Origin of the sequence: Bradyrhizobium sp. 27S5, from assembly GCF_037217225.1 — a bacterium.
GTDB lineage: Bacteria > Pseudomonadota > Alphaproteobacteria > Rhizobiales > Xanthobacteraceae > Bradyrhizobium > Bradyrhizobium septentrionale.
The window spans coordinates 1268755-1287692 of the sequence record NZ_CP147714.1 but is presented as its reverse complement, the minus strand read 5'-3'; the positions used below and the strand labels follow the sequence as shown (position 1 = coordinate 1287692).

General features: G+C 58.0%; 17 protein-coding genes and 1 pseudogene. 13 read left to right on the top strand and 5 right to left on the bottom strand.

Going from position 1 to position 18938, the window contains the following annotated elements:
* Positions 1-16: 16 nt before the first annotated feature.
* The 3 genes from tnpB to WDM24_RS06240 all read right to left on the bottom strand — a co-directional run bounded on the left by tnpB (position 17) and on the right by WDM24_RS06240 (position 2712).
* The gene (gene tnpB / locus WDM24_RS06250; RefSeq protein ID WP_166208697.1) at positions 17-370 is read right to left on the bottom strand and encodes an IS66 family insertion sequence element accessory protein TnpB; all 354 of its coding nucleotides are present in this window, start codon (positions 368-370) and stop codon (positions 17-19) included.
* Positions 367-828 carry an IS66-like element accessory protein TnpA gene (gene tnpA / locus WDM24_RS44375; RefSeq protein WP_166208700.1) on the bottom strand — a complete coding sequence of 154 codons (462 nt, stop codon included), beginning with the start codon at positions 826-828 and terminating at the stop codon, positions 367-369. The genes tnpB and tnpA overlap by 4 nt, the downstream gene beginning before the upstream one ends.
* Positions 829-1197: 369 nt before the next feature.
* On the bottom strand, positions 1198-2712 hold the full coding sequence (locus tag WDM24_RS06240) for a DUF1521 domain-containing protein (RefSeq protein WP_338830717.1): 1515 nt from the start codon (positions 2710-2712) through the stop codon (positions 1198-1200).
* Positions 2713-3654: 942 nt separating this feature from the next.
* On the opposite strand from WDM24_RS06240, the gene WDM24_RS06235 reads away from it, so the two are divergent.
* The 12 genes and pseudogenes from WDM24_RS06235 to WDM24_RS06180 form a co-directional block, all read left to right on the top strand.
* The gene (locus tag WDM24_RS06235) at positions 3655-3954 is read left to right on the top strand and encodes a hypothetical protein (protein ID WP_338696022.1); all 300 of its coding nucleotides are present in this window, start codon (positions 3655-3657) and stop codon (positions 3952-3954) included.
* 42 nt (positions 3955-3996) lie between these two features.
* Entirely contained in the window at positions 3997-4188 is a 192-nt protein-coding gene (locus WDM24_RS06230; RefSeq protein ID WP_014498042.1) for a hypothetical protein, read from the top strand.
* Positions 4189-4306: 118 nt separating this feature from the next.
* Positions 4307-5200: a SctD/MshK family protein gene (locus tag WDM24_RS06225; protein ID WP_176529069.1), complete on the top strand. Its 894-nt coding sequence runs from the start codon at positions 4307-4309 to the stop codon at positions 5198-5200.
* A 33-nt stretch (positions 5201-5233) separates the two neighbouring features.
* Positions 5234-5770, top strand: a complete 537-nt coding sequence (locus WDM24_RS06220; protein WP_176529068.1) for a hypothetical protein — start codon at positions 5234-5236, stop codon at positions 5768-5770.
* A gap of 2 nt (positions 5771-5772) precedes the next feature.
* Positions 5773-6198: a tetratricopeptide repeat protein gene (locus tag WDM24_RS06215; RefSeq protein WP_166106204.1), complete on the top strand. Its 426-nt coding sequence runs from the start codon at positions 5773-5775 to the stop codon at positions 6196-6198.
* 8 nt (positions 6199-6206) lie between these two features.
* The gene (gene sctV / locus WDM24_RS06210) at positions 6207-8324 is read left to right on the top strand and encodes a type III secretion system export apparatus subunit SctV (RefSeq protein ID WP_166104774.1); all 2118 of its coding nucleotides are present in this window, start codon (positions 6207-6209) and stop codon (positions 8322-8324) included.
* Positions 8325-8532: 208 nt separating this feature from the next.
* Complete coding sequence (locus WDM24_RS06205; protein WP_338823062.1) at positions 8533-8937, top strand: tetratricopeptide repeat protein; 405 nt, start codon at positions 8533-8535, stop codon at positions 8935-8937.
* Positions 8938-9509: 572 nt separating this feature from the next.
* Positions 9510-9716, top strand: coding sequence for a hypothetical protein (locus WDM24_RS06200; protein ID WP_338830716.1), 207 nt, complete (start codon positions 9510-9512; stop codon positions 9714-9716).
* A 599-nt stretch (positions 9717-10315) separates the two neighbouring features.
* Positions 10316-10825: a hypothetical protein gene (locus WDM24_RS06195; RefSeq protein WP_338830715.1), complete on the top strand. Its 510-nt coding sequence runs from the start codon at positions 10316-10318 to the stop codon at positions 10823-10825.
* A gap of 1693 nt (positions 10826-12518) precedes the next feature.
* The gene (locus WDM24_RS06190; protein ID WP_029084301.1) at positions 12519-13268 is read left to right on the top strand and encodes a hypothetical protein; all 750 of its coding nucleotides are present in this window, start codon (positions 12519-12521) and stop codon (positions 13266-13268) included.
* Between the two features lie 59 nt (positions 13269-13327).
* Complete coding sequence (locus tag WDM24_RS06185) at positions 13328-14047, top strand: hypothetical protein (protein WP_338701893.1); 720 nt, start codon at positions 13328-13330, stop codon at positions 14045-14047.
* A 240-nt stretch (positions 14048-14287) separates the two neighbouring features.
* Positions 14288-14815, top strand: a pseudogene (locus tag WDM24_RS06180) (IS630 family transposase); the annotation flags it as partial.
* Positions 14816-15140: 325 nt separating this feature from the next.
* Here WDM24_RS06180 and WDM24_RS06175 read toward each other — a convergent pair.
* Both WDM24_RS06175 and WDM24_RS06170 read right to left on the bottom strand, forming a co-directional pair.
* Positions 15141-15386, bottom strand: coding sequence for a hypothetical protein (locus WDM24_RS06175; protein WP_338696009.1), 246 nt, complete (start codon positions 15384-15386; stop codon positions 15141-15143).
* A gap of 168 nt (positions 15387-15554) precedes the next feature.
* The gene (locus WDM24_RS06170; protein WP_338830714.1) at positions 15555-17174 is read right to left on the bottom strand and encodes a hypothetical protein; all 1620 of its coding nucleotides are present in this window, start codon (positions 17172-17174) and stop codon (positions 15555-15557) included.
* Positions 17175-18104: 930 nt separating this feature from the next.
* On the opposite strand from WDM24_RS06170, the gene WDM24_RS06165 reads away from it, so the two are divergent.
* Positions 18105-18395, top strand: a complete 291-nt coding sequence (locus WDM24_RS06165; RefSeq protein WP_338696002.1) for a hypothetical protein — start codon at positions 18105-18107, stop codon at positions 18393-18395.
* Positions 18396-18938: the final 543 nt, after the last annotated feature.

Genomic DNA, 18938 nt, shown 5'->3' with positions numbered 1-18938 from the left:
GCGAAATCCTCACTTCTCAGCCGACAATGACCGGCTGCTTCACAGGCTTGGGCGACACACGCGTCCACTCGAGGCCGTCGAGTAGCATCGCAAGCTGCGTCGCACTGAGATGCACAACGCCGTCGCGGATCGGTGGCCAGGTGAAACGCCCCTGGTGCAACCACTTCGTTACCAACACCATGCCGCTGCCGTCCCACGCCAGAAGCTTCACTCTGTCCATGCGCTTGCTGCGGAACACGAAGACGTCGCCGCAATATGGGTTCGCGCGCAGTGCTTCGCTCACCAGCGCCGACAGCGTATGCACCGACTTACGAAAGTCGACCGGCTGGGCCGCCAGCACCACCTTGAGGTCTGACCGTAGCGCAATCACCGGATCCCTCGAAGCGCCGATAGCACCATCGAAAGCGTCGCCAGCTCCACGCCCGGCTCGACGCGGATGCGCGCCCCGTTCACCTCGATCTCGACCGCTCCACAGACCTTGGCCGGCGGCGCGGCAATCTCCAAGGGCTTCATCTTACCCGGCGAAATACACTCGGACTCGCCAGCCCTCCCGCCATCGCTCTCGGCGCCAATTTGGATAGGCACGAAGTTCTGGGCTTTGCCGGCCATCGCCGCCGCTACCTGGCGTCGCCACACCGTGAGCAGTCCGCGGGAAACACCATTGCGCCGCGCCACCTCGGAGATGTTCGTCCCCTCCTCAAAGCTCTCCGCCGCGATCCGGGCCTTCTCCTCGCGCGTCCACCGTCGCCGCCGGCGCTCCCCAGTGATCACCTCAACGCGGCGATAAGAGTCACCTTCCTGCCTGGCATCAAGCATGGCATTTGCCATCGCTTCACCTCCACCCATCAGCTCATCCCAGGCTGTATCCCAAGCGAACCGCGCCATGACGAGGTGGAGGCCTCATGCCGGTTACCTTTGACATGCAGACAAACCTGAGAGCACCGTTCCTGTGCAGCGCCTCCATCGCCGACAACGGGCGGGAACGCGCCACAGCAATTCTGGCCGGGTAGCCGGGCCTGGAGGCCCTCCGCCCGTTTGTCGGGGCGAAGGCTGCGATTGCCGAGACAATCTGACTGTTACCGTCGATCCTGAATCGATAGATCGCCAAGCTGCCCTTCTCGCGGCCGTTTGGCGAAAATGAAAGGCGGGCGCTAGCGCCCGCTTCCACGAGTTTCCGACACGCCCCGGGATCGGGCCTCATGCCGGCTGTGCATGGCGATGGAAAATGCGCTGGAACATGCTCTCGTGCATCATCGTCTTGAAATCCGGTGGCGCATCCGGGTTCTCATTGTGGTTGATCACCGCCTGCGTCACCTTGCGTCCGGAGTTGTCAACCCACCCCTGAGTTGTCTCATGGATTGTCTGAGCGCCATCGGACGTCAGCTGATCAAGCGTCCGCCCAGCATTAGACTGCGTGACCTTCAGATTGTTCTTCCCATCCTTGTCGTCACCGAGCCCCTCCACAACCATGGCATTGTCGCCGTTGGTGATGGTGAGCTTCGAGGAGATGGTTTTTCCTTTGCCATAATCGACCGTGTCCACCGTGATCTTCGTGCCGTCGTCGAGCTGGAAGGTCATACCTTTCTTGAAGTCGAAATCGTCCTTGCCGTCGCCATTAGCATCGACGTGAGGATCGCCGTGGATCCTCGAGACATGGCCGGTCTGGTTGTTCCTAACGGTCCAGGTGCCGTCCTTCTCATCGGCTGTGATCGTATACTTATCACCAAGGTTGATCGTCGCCTTGCCGTCCTTGACCTCGTGCGACCACACTGGCGCTGGCTGAGATGACGGCGCTGGCTGAGATGACGGCGCTGGCGCCTGAGCGACGGCAAGCGGAACCATCGCAAGAGGTGGCGGTGGAGGAGGAACGAAGAACACGGGTGTTGCAGTGGCAGGCGTTGCGCTTGCAGACTGGTAGCTGCCCGGCGCGCGACCCTGTTCGCCGGCATCGATACTCGCCTGATTCACCACGCCGCCGGCGCCATCGACCCAGCCTTGGCCGCTCTCATGGATCGCCTGGGCACCATCGGGTGTCAGCTCATCAAGAGTCATGCCAGCATTGGACTGAGTCACCCTCAGATTGTTTTTGCCATCCTTGTCGTCGCCGAGCCCCTCCACAACCATCGCGTTGTGACCGTTCGTAATGGTCAACTTTGAGGAGATAGCCTCACCATTACCGTAGTCGACATTATTGACGGTAATCTTGGTCCCATCGTCGAGCTGGAAGGTCATATCTTTCTTGAAGTCGAAGTCATCCCTGCCATCCCCGTCCGCGTCAACATGGGGATCGCCATGGATCTTCGTGACATGGCCGGTCTGGTTGTTGCGAACGGTCCAGGTGCCATCCTTCTCATCGGCCGTGATCGTATATTTGTCGCCGAGGTTGATCGTGGCCTTACCATCCTTGACCTCATGCGTCCATACCGGATCGACGGAAGGCTCCAAACCCGAACTTTGCTGGCTCAACAGCATGGAAGGAGGAGGCGGCGGCGCCATCATGTACATGGGAGCAGCCACAACTGGAGCGACGACCACCGGAGCGACAACGACGGCAGCACCTGCCGGCAGGTACTGGTAGGCACCCGTCGGGGCATACTGCCCCAACAGCGCGCCGAAAGCGGGGCTGGCAACCACCCCGTCAGACCCCACTCCATTCACCGTCGAATCGAGTGCGCCGACCACGGGGAGACCGGCCACGGGAAGATACGCCATTTAGTTCACTCCTGTTGCATCGAAGAAAGCGGTAAAATTGCGAGCGTTGCGCTCAATCAACTAGGAACCATTTTAGAACGCACCCCTGCCCGATGGGGAGCGAATGGATGCTTCTCGCTGCCGGCGCCGGCAACCCTGATGAGCCCCACCCCCTCCTCTCGTCGGTTTGGCACGAGCATGTCGCACACATCCAAGTCCCAAGACTGTACCAGCAGTACCTGTCGAAAAGCTGACGACAACAAACCATCGACTGAACATCACAGCCCTCGTCAGCAGACACGGGCTGGGGATCGCATGATTGCTCGCAGCCGCCTTCCACGACAGGCCACCTTTAGGGAATATCCACGCTCGCCGATCACCGGTAACATGCAGTCTCGCAGCCGACGATCGACTGTCCGATGTCAGCTACACTGAGCAGGCCCTGTTCCTTGCGAGGCCTCAATAAGCGACGAGGTCTCACCGCGAAGCCGCCAGTCGCCCCGTCGGACCAGGACCCCCCCCCCCCCCCCCCCCCCCCCCCGTCGCGCGCTATCGATGCAATCTCTAAGTGCCAGCGATCACACCATCAGTCTCTGCAGCAACGCTCACCGACAAACGCAACAACCCGGCCGTAGGCCCAGCGACCGGGCCTGATCGCCGGACCACGCACACCCGTCAGAGCTTCGCTGCAAGCTTCACCAGACCAACGAATTGCGCCTGACGCGCAGGCACGTTCGCCGCGCCGATATCGGCTCGGCGTCAGGATGATCATACGCGCGGCCAGGGAGGCAAATGAAGCTTGCAAGCTGTCAGCAGGTGATGAGCTTCTGCAAAGTGCCGCCCAATGTTCTGGAACGCGAGACTCGTCAGCTTCTCGAAAGGTAGCACTCCTAGCATGAGGCCGCTGAACTGTAGGCGAGGAGTCGTCTATTGAGCGTAACAAGACGAGCATAGGAGAAGTCGATGATTGGAGAAATGATCGGAAGCGCTGCCGGCGGACGGTTGGGCGGACCTGCCGGAGCTGCGATTGGTTCCGCCGTGGGCGGGGCCCTTGATCACGCCTTTGGAAAGGTGATCCACAAGCTGGGGTCCGAAGATAGTCACCCCGACAAAGCTGCCGACAACAAGAACGCTGAAGCGAGCAACGTACAGCCCAAGACCGATGGTCTCGGCAAGAACGCAGAGCTGAGCCTGAGCAGTCTGGGGGGCGAGCACGTCTTTCTTTCTATTCCTGCCATCGTATCATCGGCCCGCCCGACGTAGCAGGCCACAACTACGACACACGACAAAGAAAGGTGAATAGACATGGCGGTTAATAGTGTTGGCGGTAACGGTGCCGCTCCTGCTACTCAGCAGACCCAGGATGCCGGTTTCCAGAACCAGATGGCTGAGTTCGAGCGTGTTAGCCAAAAAGTTCAGGCCCAGGCCGTGGCAATGCGCAGAATTACGACCGAGCTCTCTTCCGAGAAGAAGGTCGCCGACGAACGCGTCCAGTAAATCTGCAAGGCGGTTGGCTCACCGAGTCGCTACCGTGTCCGCGCAGTGAATGACGAACTCTGCAAGAGCCGTACGGCGAACTGCCGTACGGCTTGTCTCGTTATTCAGGAGATGATCCGTGAGCGAATCGATTTCTCTCGAGTTTGAGGTCTTATCGGGACTCTATGCCGGGCTTAGGGGCAAAACCGCTATTGGGGCCAGCCTCATCGGCAGCGGCCTCGATGCCGATTTGATCTTCTTTGAACAAGGGCTCGAACCGCGCCACCTTCGCATCACCCCGCATACCAATTCGATCGAGATCGAGGCCCTTGCAGCCAATATCAGACTGGACGGCCGCGAGAATATGCCCCCAGGCGAGCGCGTTAGTGTTCCTCTTCCTGCCGTCGTTCATGTCGGCGCCATGTCCATTCGCTGGTCGACGCAAGATTTGCCGCAAGGTGGCTCAAGCAACCGCTCTTTTATCTGGATCGTGGTGCTCAGCCTCGTCTTGCTCAGCTCCATGGCGATCGGCGCCGTCTCGCCCATATTCGCCCCTGACGATAACGCAGTGCCGCCGAGCACAGACGCATCGCCTGTGGCCGACATTGCCGCCAAACCAGCCATCAATCGTCTGGATGCGAAGGCCGCTGATGCAACTGCCGAATTGCTGCGGCAGGAGGTTGAACGAGGGGGCCTTCTTAATATCAAGGTCGGTTCGGGGCACGGCGTCGTGACCGCGGAAGGAACCGTAACCCCAGCCCTTGGCGCAAAATGGCAGGAAATCCAGCAATGGTTTGATCATCAAACCAACGGAACTCCTGCCCTTGTGAACGCGGTCACCGTCAAGGACGAAAAGGCGCCGCCCTCAATCTCGGTCCAAGCGGTTTGGCGCGGAAGCGAACGTTATCTTCTTATCGGCGGCCAGAAGTATTTCGTGGGAGCGCTGCTGAGCAATGGATGGACCGTCGATCGAATCGAGGATGGACGAGTGCTGCTCAGTCGGAACGGCCGCTTCGCTGCACTTCCCTATTAATGTTTTCGCCCTGCAGGAAGAAAGGAGAAGCCTATGGCCCGACTGCCCCAGCACCCTGTAGGGTCCGGCCCCTTGTCGCAGGGGTATGACGCGGGGGAGCATGCATCGGTCAACGGCCCGACCACCCCGAAAGCCGACCACATCGAAGTCGCGGGCGCTCATGCAGATGGCGCCACGAAACAGGCGTCGTGGCGAGACGCATCCGCTCAGGATCTGACAATTGATCCTGCGAGCGAAGCCGCGCTCGAGGTCGGCCCGATCGATGCAATCTCGCGCGTCACTCTCTTCGAGAGGGCTGCTGGCGCAAATGAAATCGACCCCCGCGCTGTACTTGCCTCACTTTATGGCCACAATCTGTCACAAGGCCTGCTCTCCTTCGTCATTCCACGCCTGCGTCATCCGGACGTGCTGCGCGCAGACAGGCATGGTGCTCTTCTGGAGCGCTTAACGCAAACGCTGGAATCAACGCCAGACGACAAGACGGCCGGCGAATGCTTGGCGATCCTGCAGCAAGAACTGCGGCGGTTCCTTCTGCTCCGGCAAAATCAGAACAGCTTGATCAAGGGCTAGCCATGATCGAATCGGATCGAGTGCAGGATGTCCGCACCTCGGCCCCGGACGTTTCCAAGTCCGGCGATATCCTGCTGATCTCCGGGCCGGAGCGTGACCTGCTCTGCGCCCTCTCCTATGTCCACCTCGCGTGCGGGCAGAGCGCACAAAGTCTGGCCCTGCTACGAATCGCAGCCCGCGAACATTCCCAGGATGTCGATCTGCTCCGAATTCTGGCCTACACCCTCATCTCGGAGGGCCTTGGTGACGAAGCACTTGAGGTGCTCGATCAGCTGGACGCCGTTGATGCTCACCCGTCTTCACGCGTGCCTTTGACGCTCCTGCGCAGTCAAGCGCTGCGGGAGGCTGGCCGCATGACCGAGGCCCGCGATGTCTTCCGACGCTATGTGTCATTGCGCGGCAGCACCGCTCTCATCAAGCAGAAATAGGGACCTTCATGGCCAACGCCTTGCGTAAATTCATCCTGCGCGCGCCGGCTCATCCGGATTTTATGGTCGCGTTGATGCTGCTTCTGGCGATCGGCATGATGATCATGCCGATCCCGATCATCGTGATCGACATGCTGATCGGCTTCAATCTTGGCTTTGCCATATTGCTGCTGATGGTTGCCCTCTATCTCAGCACAGCGCTTGATTTTTCCTCGTTGCCGGGCGTCATCCTTATCTCGACGGTATTTCGTCTCTCGCTGACCATCGCAACCACGCGGCTTATTCTTGCGGAGGGTGACGCAGGCAGCATTATCCACACCTTTGGCGACTTCGTAATATCAGGGAATATCGCTGTCGGAGTCGTCATATTCCTGATCGTGACCATGGTGCAGTTCATGGTTCTTGCGAAAGGCGCCGAGCGCGTCGCAGAGGTTTCTGCGCGCTTCACGCTCGACGCGCTGCCGGGCAAACAGATGGCGATAGACGCGGAGCTGCGCAATAACCATATCGATCAACACGAAGCGCGTCGCCGGCGCGCGGCACTGGAGCAAGAGAGCCAACTTCATGGCGCCATGGATGGTGCCATGAAGTTTGTCAAGGGCGACGCGATCGCTGGCCTGATCGTCATCTGCATCAACATGCTGGGTGGGATCAGTATCGGCCTGCTGTCCAAGGGTATGTCGCTCGATGAGGCGCTGCACCAATATACGCTGCTGACAATAGGGGATGCGCTCATCTCGCAGATCCCGGCGCTGCTGCTGTCGATCACGGCCGCAACCATCGTCACGCGTGTGAACGGGCCTTCCAAGCTCAGACTTGGTGCCGATATTGTCAACCAACTCACGGCAAGCACACAAGCCCTTCGCTTAGCCGCTTGCGTCTTGCTCTTGATGGGACTCGTTCCCGGCTTCCCTTTGCCGCCGTTCGTCATTCTAGCTGGGCTCTTCGCTGCAGCGAGCTATGTCAGGGTTGGGGCGAAAAGCGACAAGACGGCAGGTAAGACAAGTGCAGATGCCGCCGCTTCCGCTCGGGCTCTAGCACAGACGCAGGAACAAGCTGTTCATGCGGAGGCACTTCCGATCGCGCTATTCCTCGCGCCGGACCTGACGTATTTAATCGACAAGAACGAGCTGGAACAGTGCATCGCGCGCGTTTCGACGCTGGTATCGGCGGATCTTGGCATAACGGTCCCGCGTATCCCGGCTCAGGTCGATCAGCATCTGTCCAAGTCGCAGTTCAGGGTAGATGTCGACAGCGTGCCGGTGGAACGGGATGTAATCGATCCGACGCAACTCGCGCTCAACGACGATGTGGCGAACATCGAATTGAGCGGCATCCCCTTTCGACAAGAGCCGGAGACGAATCGGGTCTGGATCGAAGAAGGTCATGCGGCCGCCCTCAAAGCCGCGGGAATCGGATATCACCGTCCGAGCGAAATTCTTGCCTTGCGTCTCCACTTCACATTGACACGCTATGCACAGCGCTTGGTAGGCATTCAAGAAACCCGCCAATTGCTTGGCCGAATGGAGCAGGAATACGCTGATCTGGTCAAGGAAGTGCTGCGTACGACCACCGTTCCTCGGATCGCCGAGGTCCTGCGCCGCCTACTCGATGAGGGCATTCCAATTCGCAACACCCGACTACTGCTGGAAGCCCTGGCAGAATGGAGTGAACGCGAGCAAAATGCGGTCCTGCTCACCGAATATGTTCGTGCCACCTTGAAACGGCAGATCTGTTTTCGCTATGCCAATGCCCATCGGGTTGTGGCCGCCTTTATCATCGAGCGCGAGACCGAGGATATTGTCCGCGGCGCGGTGCGCGAAACCGCTGTCGGTCCATACCTCGTTTTGGACGATTGGCAGAGCGAGAAGCTGCTTGCACAATTCCGTCAGATCCATTCGACCATCGCTCGAAGTCAGAGCCAACCCATTATTCTCGGTTCGATGGATATCCGTCGTTTTGTACGAGGCTTTCTCACCCGCAACGGAATCGATTTGCCCGTTCTGTCCTATCAGGATCTCGCTTCGGATTTCACCGTCCAGCCGATTGGGTCCGTCAAGCTTCCGGCTGCCAAGGATAAGGCCGCTTCCTCGGAGCGTGGCGGGCTCCTTACCGCGCCGACTTAACAGAACGCAGCCGCTTATCCCGAGATGGCCCATGACTCCATATGCGATCAGCGTCGGGCGGCGCTTGTGCTCCTTTGGTCCGGGCTCGTGCCCAGCTCTTCTCGCCATATTGCTGCTATCAGCTTGTGCCGGCTCGGAGCGGTCGGCGCTCTCCCCGCAGCAGACATCCACATCAGATCCAGCAGGCGCCGTGGAGATTGATCCTGCCATGCGTGAGCGCATTGTTCGCGCCATCGATCGGGATGCTGACGAGCAGACTTTACGCGACACGTTGAGGCAACAACCGGACAACGTCGATGCGGCGATTCCTCTTGCTCGGGCCCTGCTGGGACGCAGATCCCCAGATGATGCGCTTGAGGTGCTCGACGCACTCTTACTGGTCGTACCTGGCGACCTGCGCGCGCTGAATGCCAAGGGTGTTGTGCTCGACCACGAGGGCCGCCATCGCGAGGCACAAGCGCTATACCGCCAAGCTCTTGAAACAGCTCCCGCAAATGCGATGTTGCGTAACAACCTCAAACTCTCGCTCGCACTTGAAAGCAAAACGGAGAGCGGGAACACAGACCCACGGCCGCTAACGGACGGCCGGCAGGCGTTGACCCGCTCGAGATGAGTTGGCGAACAGCAGCGAAGCGCCGATGCTGCCTGCCGGTCAGCTTGCCGACAGCAAATGTTGCCTATGAGTCGCGCGGAGACTGAAGAGACAGGCTCCGCCAAGCAACGTCGCCGAGAGGAATGCAACTCGCCATGTATAATCGCATTAGTGACTCTTCCATCGCCTACCCCGCAAGCATTTCCGAGGCAGATGAACTGGGAAACCGCACTGAGGATAGCCGAAGCTTCGCAGACATGTTTTCGTAAATGCGGCTAGGCTCGTCTGGTCAGCACGCTGGCTCATCTTCGACGGGAAGCCGGCCGTACTTTCTCGGTTCCGAGCCCCGGTGGTTGAGATCTCAAAGTCCACCTTCGAGAATGAGCTAGTTAGAGGAGTTTTATGGCGACGATATCGGGCATATCGCTACGCATCCGCAGCGGTACTCAGATCCAATCTCCCAAAAAGCCCAACGCACGGCGGATATCGCGTTTCGCTTCGGCAGGAAAGCCGGATCGGAACAGGCGCGATATTTCAGCTATCAGCTGGGCAACAAAAGCGTTGGACTTCTTCGAACCGAGCTCGGAGGCCTCATGAGCGAGCTCTTCAAAGGCGACAACGCGTGGCGGGAGAAGTTCCCTAGACGAGATGAAATCACGTCAAGGATAGATTTCCGAGTTACCCATCCACTTGTCGATAACGCAGGCGATATTCTGCTGGAACATCAGCTTCGGCTCGATGGCGGCGAACCGCCCGTCCTGTCTCACTCGATCAACCCGGAAGCGAAAGCTCGCGCCTGAGCATTGGGCTTCGTTGAGGTAAGCGATTCGATGATGGTGCTTGAACCTACCAAGCGCGCGGACAGGTGTAAGAAGAGCGAAGATGGACAATGGCAGCGAGAGGGCAGACCACCCTTGTATCTTGCCGCAACTGAAGACAGAGCCGGCAGTGATGCTGGGCGGCCCCAGAACTCAGCGACTCCCGCGCAGGATCCGTACGATGATGGATACGACTTCATGTAGATCGCGCCGCTCACGATGAGACAACTCAGGTGGTCAGCAAGATGGATTCTCGCACTGGTCCGACTCGACTCTGATACAATTCGAGGTACTCTTTGATCACTGACACCAAGCATCCCGCGCGGGAATGGACCCGGTGGCGGCATGGAGTTCAAACCACACCAGGAACGGCATGCCATTTGACGCCGCGGCCTGACGCTTCACTGAAGGCACCTCCACACTGCTCAAGTTGCGAAGATTCCGCAGCCTGACGTTGCACCCCGCCAGAACAAGGAGGCGACGCCCGCATTCTGCGTGTAGTAAGTAGGCTTTGCGGGTTTTCGGACTATAGACCATGCGTACGCCGGGACGCTCGCACCGCCCACGACAGGAGCACTCGGATGATCATGCCGGTTCGCCGAAACTGGAATCCAGACGAATTGTTCCATGGTCTTACAATGCTCACCGCCGAACCATCGGTTGTACGCGCACGTTGGGACAAATTGTGGCCTGATCTGTACACAGAATATGACGCCACGCATCAGAGGCAAGAATTACAGGTCCGAAATCTGGACATTACCGATGACGCTGAGGCGTTTTTTCAAGCTGGGCGGCCGACGAAGAACGTCACACCGATGGATTCATCCGCATCATTGAACTTGTCGCTAACGGATCCGAAAACGCGCTACGCGCGCTATCGAGACACTCGATCGCATGATTTTGATCCGATCGGTGCACACCTGAATGACGAATTCTCCTTGATGGTTATGATCGCATTTGATGAGATGTGCACTTGCCCCGCCTATGCTGCCGAAAAGTCGTTCTATGATGGACTTGGAAACGACACGTTCCATTATTGGCTCAGAGAAAGTGATTGCCGACGAGGCGGTTCACTCAATGAACGCCGTTGACGTTATTCGCGCTCATACAGCGACCGCATTGGCGAAGTCGCCGCAATTCTCGACAACCTCATCAGGCGCGTTACCGACAATCTGAATTATTCTAGAACCTTCGTCCTGGATTATTTCGGCGGAGTGTACGATAGAGAGATGTTTGCCAGCTCCCGTCTCGCTGTGATGAGAAACGTTGCCAAGCCAATCGCGGTGTAGAGAGAGGTGGATGGAGCCATCGGCCACGACCCATGGCACCGCGCAGCAATCGAGCAGCCGTGCACGACGGCCTGAGCCGGACAGCTTATTGGACGGCGCAGCCTCATAGGCTCTTTGCACAGATGCGCATCCAAATCAATCTCACAGCGAGCCTGAAAAGCTAAACCGTCGCTCTCATTGCCCTGCGATCCGCCGTGCGCCGCAAGTCGCCATCCTTGCTCAGTTGCTGCCGAGTTCACGTCCATTTCACCTGCAATATCGTGTTCGTGACCTTCTCACGGTTGAGCGCGCTGCCAAGAAGGTAAACTCCGCGTTTTGTTTTGCAGTCACTTGACCACGCAGTGCGCCCATCGAGAGCCGTCGAGCAATCGGTCCAGCTTTGCTCGGCTGCTTGCGAACGGTGTGCGGCTCCCGCTTTGTCGGCTTCCTTGGCCGCGACGGAACTTGGCCCCGATGTAACGAAAGGCGATCGCCATTGAGTATGGAGCTCCGTGGCGACCGAGGTGCGAGGCGCCGCTCCTGGTTCCCTCCACTCGATGGCGCGCACCGCCTGAGCGGCTCTGCACACCATACAATCCAAAGTCAGCTTGATGCTGAGCTCCATGAAGGCTCTCACTGACAAATATTCATCTGGGTCGAGCTGCGCACATCGTGCCGGCGACGCCAGCTCTGCTAACGAACGGCAACTGGGCCGAGAAGCCCACAGGGGAATGGGCCGAGCCCCCAAGCAGCGGCTTGCGGACCAGCCCGGCTGAGGTGACTCGGCCGATGCCCTCCTGTCCAGGCCCGCGAAGAAAGGCTGGCACCGACCGGATAACATCCGCCGAAACAGTCATCGCTGAAGCTGCGGCAGGCGGCGGCGCCCGCCTGTTTGGCGGATGCGTCTGACCTAGCCCTATTCTGCATCGCGACATGTTCCTGTCAACTTGGTGGATGAGGAAAAACCACAAGGCGCGTCTTAGGGAAGTCCTGCGAATTGCGGAACGGCACACCTTGCAACGACTGCCAATCTGCCGAGCTGCAGACAGAGGACGACTTTCATCAAAGTTTTCTGGGCAGCGTTCGGTCCTGCTCCGCAGCCTCGACGCAAGCCCACCTCATAGCACCGCCTCGATCAGTTCGATCAACGCTTGAATCTGACGCTACGTGCGATTCCCGCCATTTCATGCTGATCGAGAATCGGCAGCATCAAGTAGCTAATGGTGATCGCGGTGATCACCACCCGCGCACAGTTGTTTCCTCGAGAACTTCCCTTCAGCTACTCGCAAACCTCTCGTGGAGTACGATCACGAGTGATTAGTTGCTGTTCTCGACCTACATTCTCACTGCAATCAAGTGGCCTCTGCCGCTCGCTGTTGCAGAATATTCATCAATTGCGCGGCTCCCGCATCAAAGATGCCATAGCCCCTTCTTTCTGCCATGTTCGCGTCCAAAGCAGAGGCTCGCCGAGCGCGTACTTCGCGCGCGGCAACAGCGAGTGTCTCAGGAGATTTTCATGGTGAAGCCAGTTGTGATTGTGGTGGGTGCGGACAAGGGAGGAGTCGGAAAGACGACCGTATCACGAACGCTTCTGGACTACTTCAGCGTCAATAAGGTGCAAACACGCGCATTCGACACGGAGTCGCCGCGGGGAACGCTGAAGCGCTTCTATCCCGAGATCACCGAGATCGTCGATATGACAACCACCGCGGACCAGATGAAGATTTTCGATACCCTAAATTCAGGGCTATCCGTCACCGTCATCGATGCTCGCGCCGGCTTATTGTCCTCAGCACTGGCCTCCTTGCGCGACATCGGCTTTTTGGATTCGGCGCGGTCCGGCCAGATCACCTTTGCCGTATTCCATATCTTGGGATCATCCATCGCTTCTCTGGACGAGATCGCTGAGACCGCGACCTTCATGAGCGGCGCAAAGTACTATCTGGTCAAGAACTTCATCAACGACACTCAGTTCTTTCAGTGGGACCAATCGACCTACAACTCCTATTTTCACCGCATCAAGCATGCGACCGAGTTGACCATACCGAAACTCAACGAGATGGCCTATGAGCAGGTCGAAGTCGCTTCCGTCCCATTCGTGGACTTCGTCGCAAACAAGGGGCGGAACGATGAGCCAGCGAACAACTCCTTCGTGCTGCGCGGTTATGTCCGGCACTGGCTGGCAAATGTCTGGAGGGAATTTGACCGTATCAACTTGACGGAGCTGGCCGGCGCCAGGTCAGCCACCCAGGCTGGCGAGAAGTAATCCGATTCTCGGCGCGCTCCGGGTTGAGCCACGTACCAAACAACATTGATCTGCTGGCTATGTTAGCGACCCCACTCTACATCATCTGCTCTCCTAGCCCGCAGGTCGGCAAAACCCTCATCGCTCGCCTCGTAAGCGAGTTCTTGCTGCTGAAACATGGCACCGCGTTGTCGTTTGATGTCAATCTGAAGGAGCCGTCATTGCTCGATTACCTTCCCAACATCACGGAGACCGCAAATGTGATTGATACTTACGGCAAGATGCAGCTGATGGACCCACTGATCATCCACGATCGGGTAGCCAAGGTGATCGACCTCGGCTTTCATGCCTTCGACGAGTTCTTCAAGATGTGCGAGGAGATTGGCTTCATCAAAGAGACGGCGCGCTGCTATGTCGCCCCTATCATCTTGTTCGTCGCTGGCACTGACCGCATCTCCATGCGAAGTTATGAAATGCTGCGGCAAAGGATTCCGACGCCGGCGCTAGTCACTGTGCACAATGAATTTGTGCTCCGCGGAGAATTACCTGGAGCGATGGATGGCGAGCGGGTACTTCGGATTGCCGCGCTGCCGCCGTTTCTCAAGAGATATATCGACCGACTTAGCTTCTCATTCACCGGGTATCTGCGCAACGAGAAGGACTGGTCTACCGAACTACATCAGTGGATCCGCGGAAATTACACTATGTTTCGCGATCTGGAATCCAGTATGATCCTGCGGGGCCCCTATCGATCTCGGGCGACGAACATCGCGAGCCTAAGGAGCACAAGGGCCACGTGAGGTTCTGTCTCGCCGTCCATTTCGATTAGAGATGAACGTATGCAACTACCAGATTCATTGCCGGGATCGCCGAGTCGAGAGCACTCCGTTTTGTCGTGATCGTCCGCGGCAGCGCTTACGCCGAACGGCCGATCCGGACACGCCGGCTCTCGGAAAGATCAGTGACCAGCTGACGTTGCGAGGAGCCAGACGTATCGACGGCTCTTCCATCAAGTGGTGCTTCACAGCTAGGCCGGACTTGATCCGGGCCGGCTCGTCTTCATCGATGAGACTTGGATCAAGACCAACATGGCCCCTTTGCGGGGCTAGGGCCCCAAGGGCGCACGCCTGCGCGGCTTCGCCCCGCACGGTCACTGGCGTACCCTCACATTCCTCGGCGCGCTCCGCCATGACCAACTCACGGCACCCTGCGTCTTCGACGGCCCGGTCAACGGCGAATGCTTCTGCGCTTATGTGAAGCACCTTCTCCTGCCAACCCTGCGCGAAGGCGACATCGTCATTCTCGACAACCTCGGAAGCCATAAGTCGAAAGCTGTCAGGCAGATGATCCAGGCTGCTGGCGCCAGGCTCTGGTACCTGCCGCCATACTCGCCCGACCTCAACCCGATCGAACAGGCCTTCTCCAAGATCAAACACTGGATGCGGCAGGCTCAGAGGCGCACCGTCGAAGACACTTGGCGCCACATCGGTCACCTCGTTCAGGACATCCAGCCTCGCGAATGCGCAAACTACTTCGCAAACGCAGGTTATGCTTCAGTCAAAATGTGAAACACTCTAGCGACAGGAACCGCATGCCGAAGCGACCTGCCGCAGCTCTTGAAAAGCCCAAAGCTCATCCGCTGTAACGTTGCTGACCCCCACCACGAGGCGGCACCCGCCCTCGACGTAATCAACAAAAGCTATCCTATGTCTTCTTGGATGAAGAACTGCCGTCTCGCTTGACATCAGCCGCGAGGATCGATCTTCCAACATCGCTCATGGCGATCACAGATAGAGGCCGGCAAACGCCCATGGCCCGAGTCATGATCGCACGCGTGTTCAGGTCAACAATTGAGCATCTGCAGCGATACGATAGGTGCTTCTTAAGGCCCAGTCACTGCAGTCGATCCGCACCGCGACCGATGAACTCAAGCACCGACTGCGCGTTGCTGATCTCGCGTGAGACGCGATTCAATATCCGGATTGCCGCCTCTTCCGTCGCGATCAGTCCCGCACTCTCGCAGGCGATCCCGAAATGATGCATGACCTGTTCGATGGAGGGTACGATACGGTTCTGCAACAAGCTGGTCGTCAATGATGAGAGCATGTGGTCGACGACATCCTTTTCAGCCTCGATCAACAATTGCGTCCCTTCTGATTGTTTACTCACTTCTGTGTGATGTGACGCTCCCGATCACATCATTAGGAGCTCGCCGCGTCGATTCGTTGTGTCGCGGAGTCGCTGCATGATACGCATTGAACAGCGCAACCGGGAGATTTCTTTGCTCGATTACCTCGGCTGCTGGGACTACTTCTCCTCAGTACGGAGCTGCGCTGCTCCAGTTTGCGTAAGTTTCAGCTGCCTGATGATCTCCGCTATCGCCTGGTGGCGGGCAGCGTCTTGCGGCCATTTACTGAAGCCATCCAGCAGATTCTCCGAATCCGGCTTGGTAAAGTCAAAGAGCCGGATACCGCGGCCAAGGACCTCATTGATGACTGCGATCGTGGCTTGGCGAGCGGCGCTCTCTCGCGGCCATCTGTTGAAACCGATCACTATCCCCCTGAGGTCCTGGGCAGAGAAATCTGAGAGCCCGGTCCCGCGCTCGGTGCGGCGAAGCACCTCGCCCGCGAGCATAACGGTCACTTGAGCACACGGCAGCTCCTCCGGCCAATTGCTGAAGCCGTTCACTAGATTCGCCAGCCCCTGCTGTGAAAAATCGTCTAACTGGGTAGCACGGCGCAAGACCTCACGAGCGAGTGCGACCGCGGCGCGGCGAACGGCCAGCTCCTCCGGCCACTTGCTAAAACCGTTCACCAGGTTTGCCAACCCCTGCTGCGTAAGATCGCGGAGTTGCGCAGCACGGCGAAGAACCTCCCCAGCGATCGCGACTGTAGCCTTACGACAGACCGCATCTTCCGGCCATTTGCAAAAGCCGTTCACCAGGTTCGCCAGCCCTTGTTGGGTATAATGAGGAAGCTGGGTGGCACGGCGCAGGAGTTCACTTGCGATCGCGACTGTCGCCTGACGAGAGACCGCGTCATCTGGCCATTTACTGAAGCCATTCACCAAATTCGCCAGATCCTGCTCGCTAAACTCACGAAACCGGGCGGCACGTCCAAGGACTTCACCCGCGATCGCGACTGTAACTTGACCGTAGGGCCGCTCATCTGGCCACTTGCTGAAACCGTTCACCAGGATGGCCAATCCCTGCTGCGCAAAAGCGCGGAGTCGACCGGGACGGCGCACGATTTCAAGTGCCAGCGCGGCCGCAGCTTGGCGCGAGGTCACTTCTTCCGGCCATTTGCTGAAACCGTTGACCAGACTCACCAACCCTTGCTGTGTAAAGTCAGAGAGCTGGTGGTGGCGGTTCGCACGGCGAATAACCTCACCCGCGATTGCGACGGCGGCCTGGCGAAAGTCGGCCTCTTCTGGCCATTTGCTGAAACCGTTTATCAGCGCTGCCAGGCTCAGATTGTTCAGCTCTTGAAGCGACCTGCTTTCCTCGCGACAAAGCCTAGCTATTCGGATCGCTCCATAGTGACATTCCGAGCTTCTGGAGTGCCGGCCGAATGACGCTGCAAAGATAGATAGGGCCCTGATTCCGATTTTCGCCATCAGAGCATGGTCAATCTGCGACACGCGAGAAGCGATCTTTTCGCAAGCGTCCCGCCCCGGCTGACCTCCGGCTTTTCGACTCACCGCGTTGCACGTCGTGGCATAGCCCCACGATCTTTCGGCACGGATGCTGTCCTCGAAGCTTGGCAAGAATCTAGATTGAAACTCAACGGCCGCTTTCTGCAGAAACACCAGTTGGTCTGCCTTGCGGAGCTGCTTGTCGCGCGCGACCACTACGGTTGAGAATTCAACGATGTCACGAGCACGATCAATTTCGCTTAGCGCCGTCGTCAGGTTAGCTTCAGCGGACATACGACCTCCGAGCTTTCACCACGGCGCACCGTGCGGCCACGCGCTCAATGTGACCGATCATCGCCTCTGGCTGGCAATTAGCCACCTATGCAATTGGAGCATCTCCTTGCAAGCTCCCGGCTGTTCACTCAGCTCGCTGTCGCCGCGACGAGACACACGGTTGCAGCTGTTGTCACTCCTGTCCGTAGCATTCTATCGTCTCACGCAATATCGCGACTTCGTTCTTTCCACCCCGATCGACAATGACAGAACGGCGTCGTCCCGCCGAGGATGCAGCCGACTTTCCTGCCCGTCGCCCAAGCGAGAACATCGGCAAATAGTGAGCCATCCTGCCCGATCATTATCGCCAATAAATCGTAGACGCCTGCCAACCGCCTTTGTCTTTACACCTCTGCGAGGTTACAACCTGACGCAACGCTAGATTCAGGCTGCTAAATCGGCATTGCGACGCGGACGGCGTCAGCCGCCGATCTTCTCTCGTTCAACACTATTTTAAATGCCATTTTACGATCTGCTCGCAGAGGTCTCAAGCTCGGCGCGTGCCGCTTACTCGATCGAGTTGCGGGTGCTCATCTTATTCCCTTTGCGAGAAAACATCACCGCTATGCGAATCCCATGATGGGGTAAGCGCCGCCCCTCACTGTTAAATCTTCTATGGACACAGATGGAACGCAGGAATAATGCAACCTACACGATTCAACGCCGGAAAACGCAGCAATCTGCTGCAAATTCTAGTCCCACGCACATCGTAAGATGATATGCGATTGATAAGAACCTTGCATACGTTGAATCGCTCACCACATTTTGCCGGGGAATGGCAGCAAGCCGCAAGTTCTCAGACGCAATCAATCGGCGTGAATGTGGGGCCATGGATCGGCTGCGCACTGCAGACGGTGCACTTAATACTCCAATGCCAGGTGAACATCCGCGATGATTTCGATTGACGATCGATTAAGTGAGCTCAGGTGGATACGGAACGAGATCTGGCGCTGTCGTAGGTTGCTCGAAACGGAGCTGCCCGGTGCGGAGCGCGAGGTCGTTGAGAAGCGTCTGCTTGAACAACTTTCTGACTTTAAGCGGCTCTTGCAGGTCGCAATTCCCTTGACTTTATGCTCTGAAGTTAATTCGACCAAGATCGCCACAATCGGCTCCACTGAAGCGCCCATCGAGAGCGCCGCAATGGCATCAACCGACCGCTTCGGAATGTCGATTGGTAGCTGATATGAACGGCTGCTCGTGCTCGAGAAGCCCCTTCGAAGGGCGAGCGCGGAGCGCTCTGAGTTGAAGACCGCCATGGGTTGAACCGCGCGACCCTAACCCAAACATGCAAGCCGATAGATCCCCCGGACCAGTTGGTGCGAACCGATGGCTTATTTACTGCGGCCTCGCACGCCGCCGAATTGACTGCAGCGCTGATAACGAGCGCAACAGCACCGCAATTACCATCTTTAGATCACATTAAAACCTCGCACATGCTTGCGCTTTGATTGCCTAGCGACGCCTATGGCGTCGTAGCGCGCACGTACCCGCTGGAAGATCAGATGCAACCAGTTAGGCGAGGCTTTTAGCCCGATTGACTTTCGAGAACCAGCGTGGCGAAAGCTCCGGCGCCCTATCAATTCTGGCACGTCACTGTGGTTGATATTGCAAAATTGCCGCGCCGGCGGCATCATTCCCGATGCGGGACGATCGGCTGGCTGTTGACGCCTGGTTTCGATCTTCCGCTTCTCATCGCCGCGGTGGGCATCACTCGGCGACATTCGA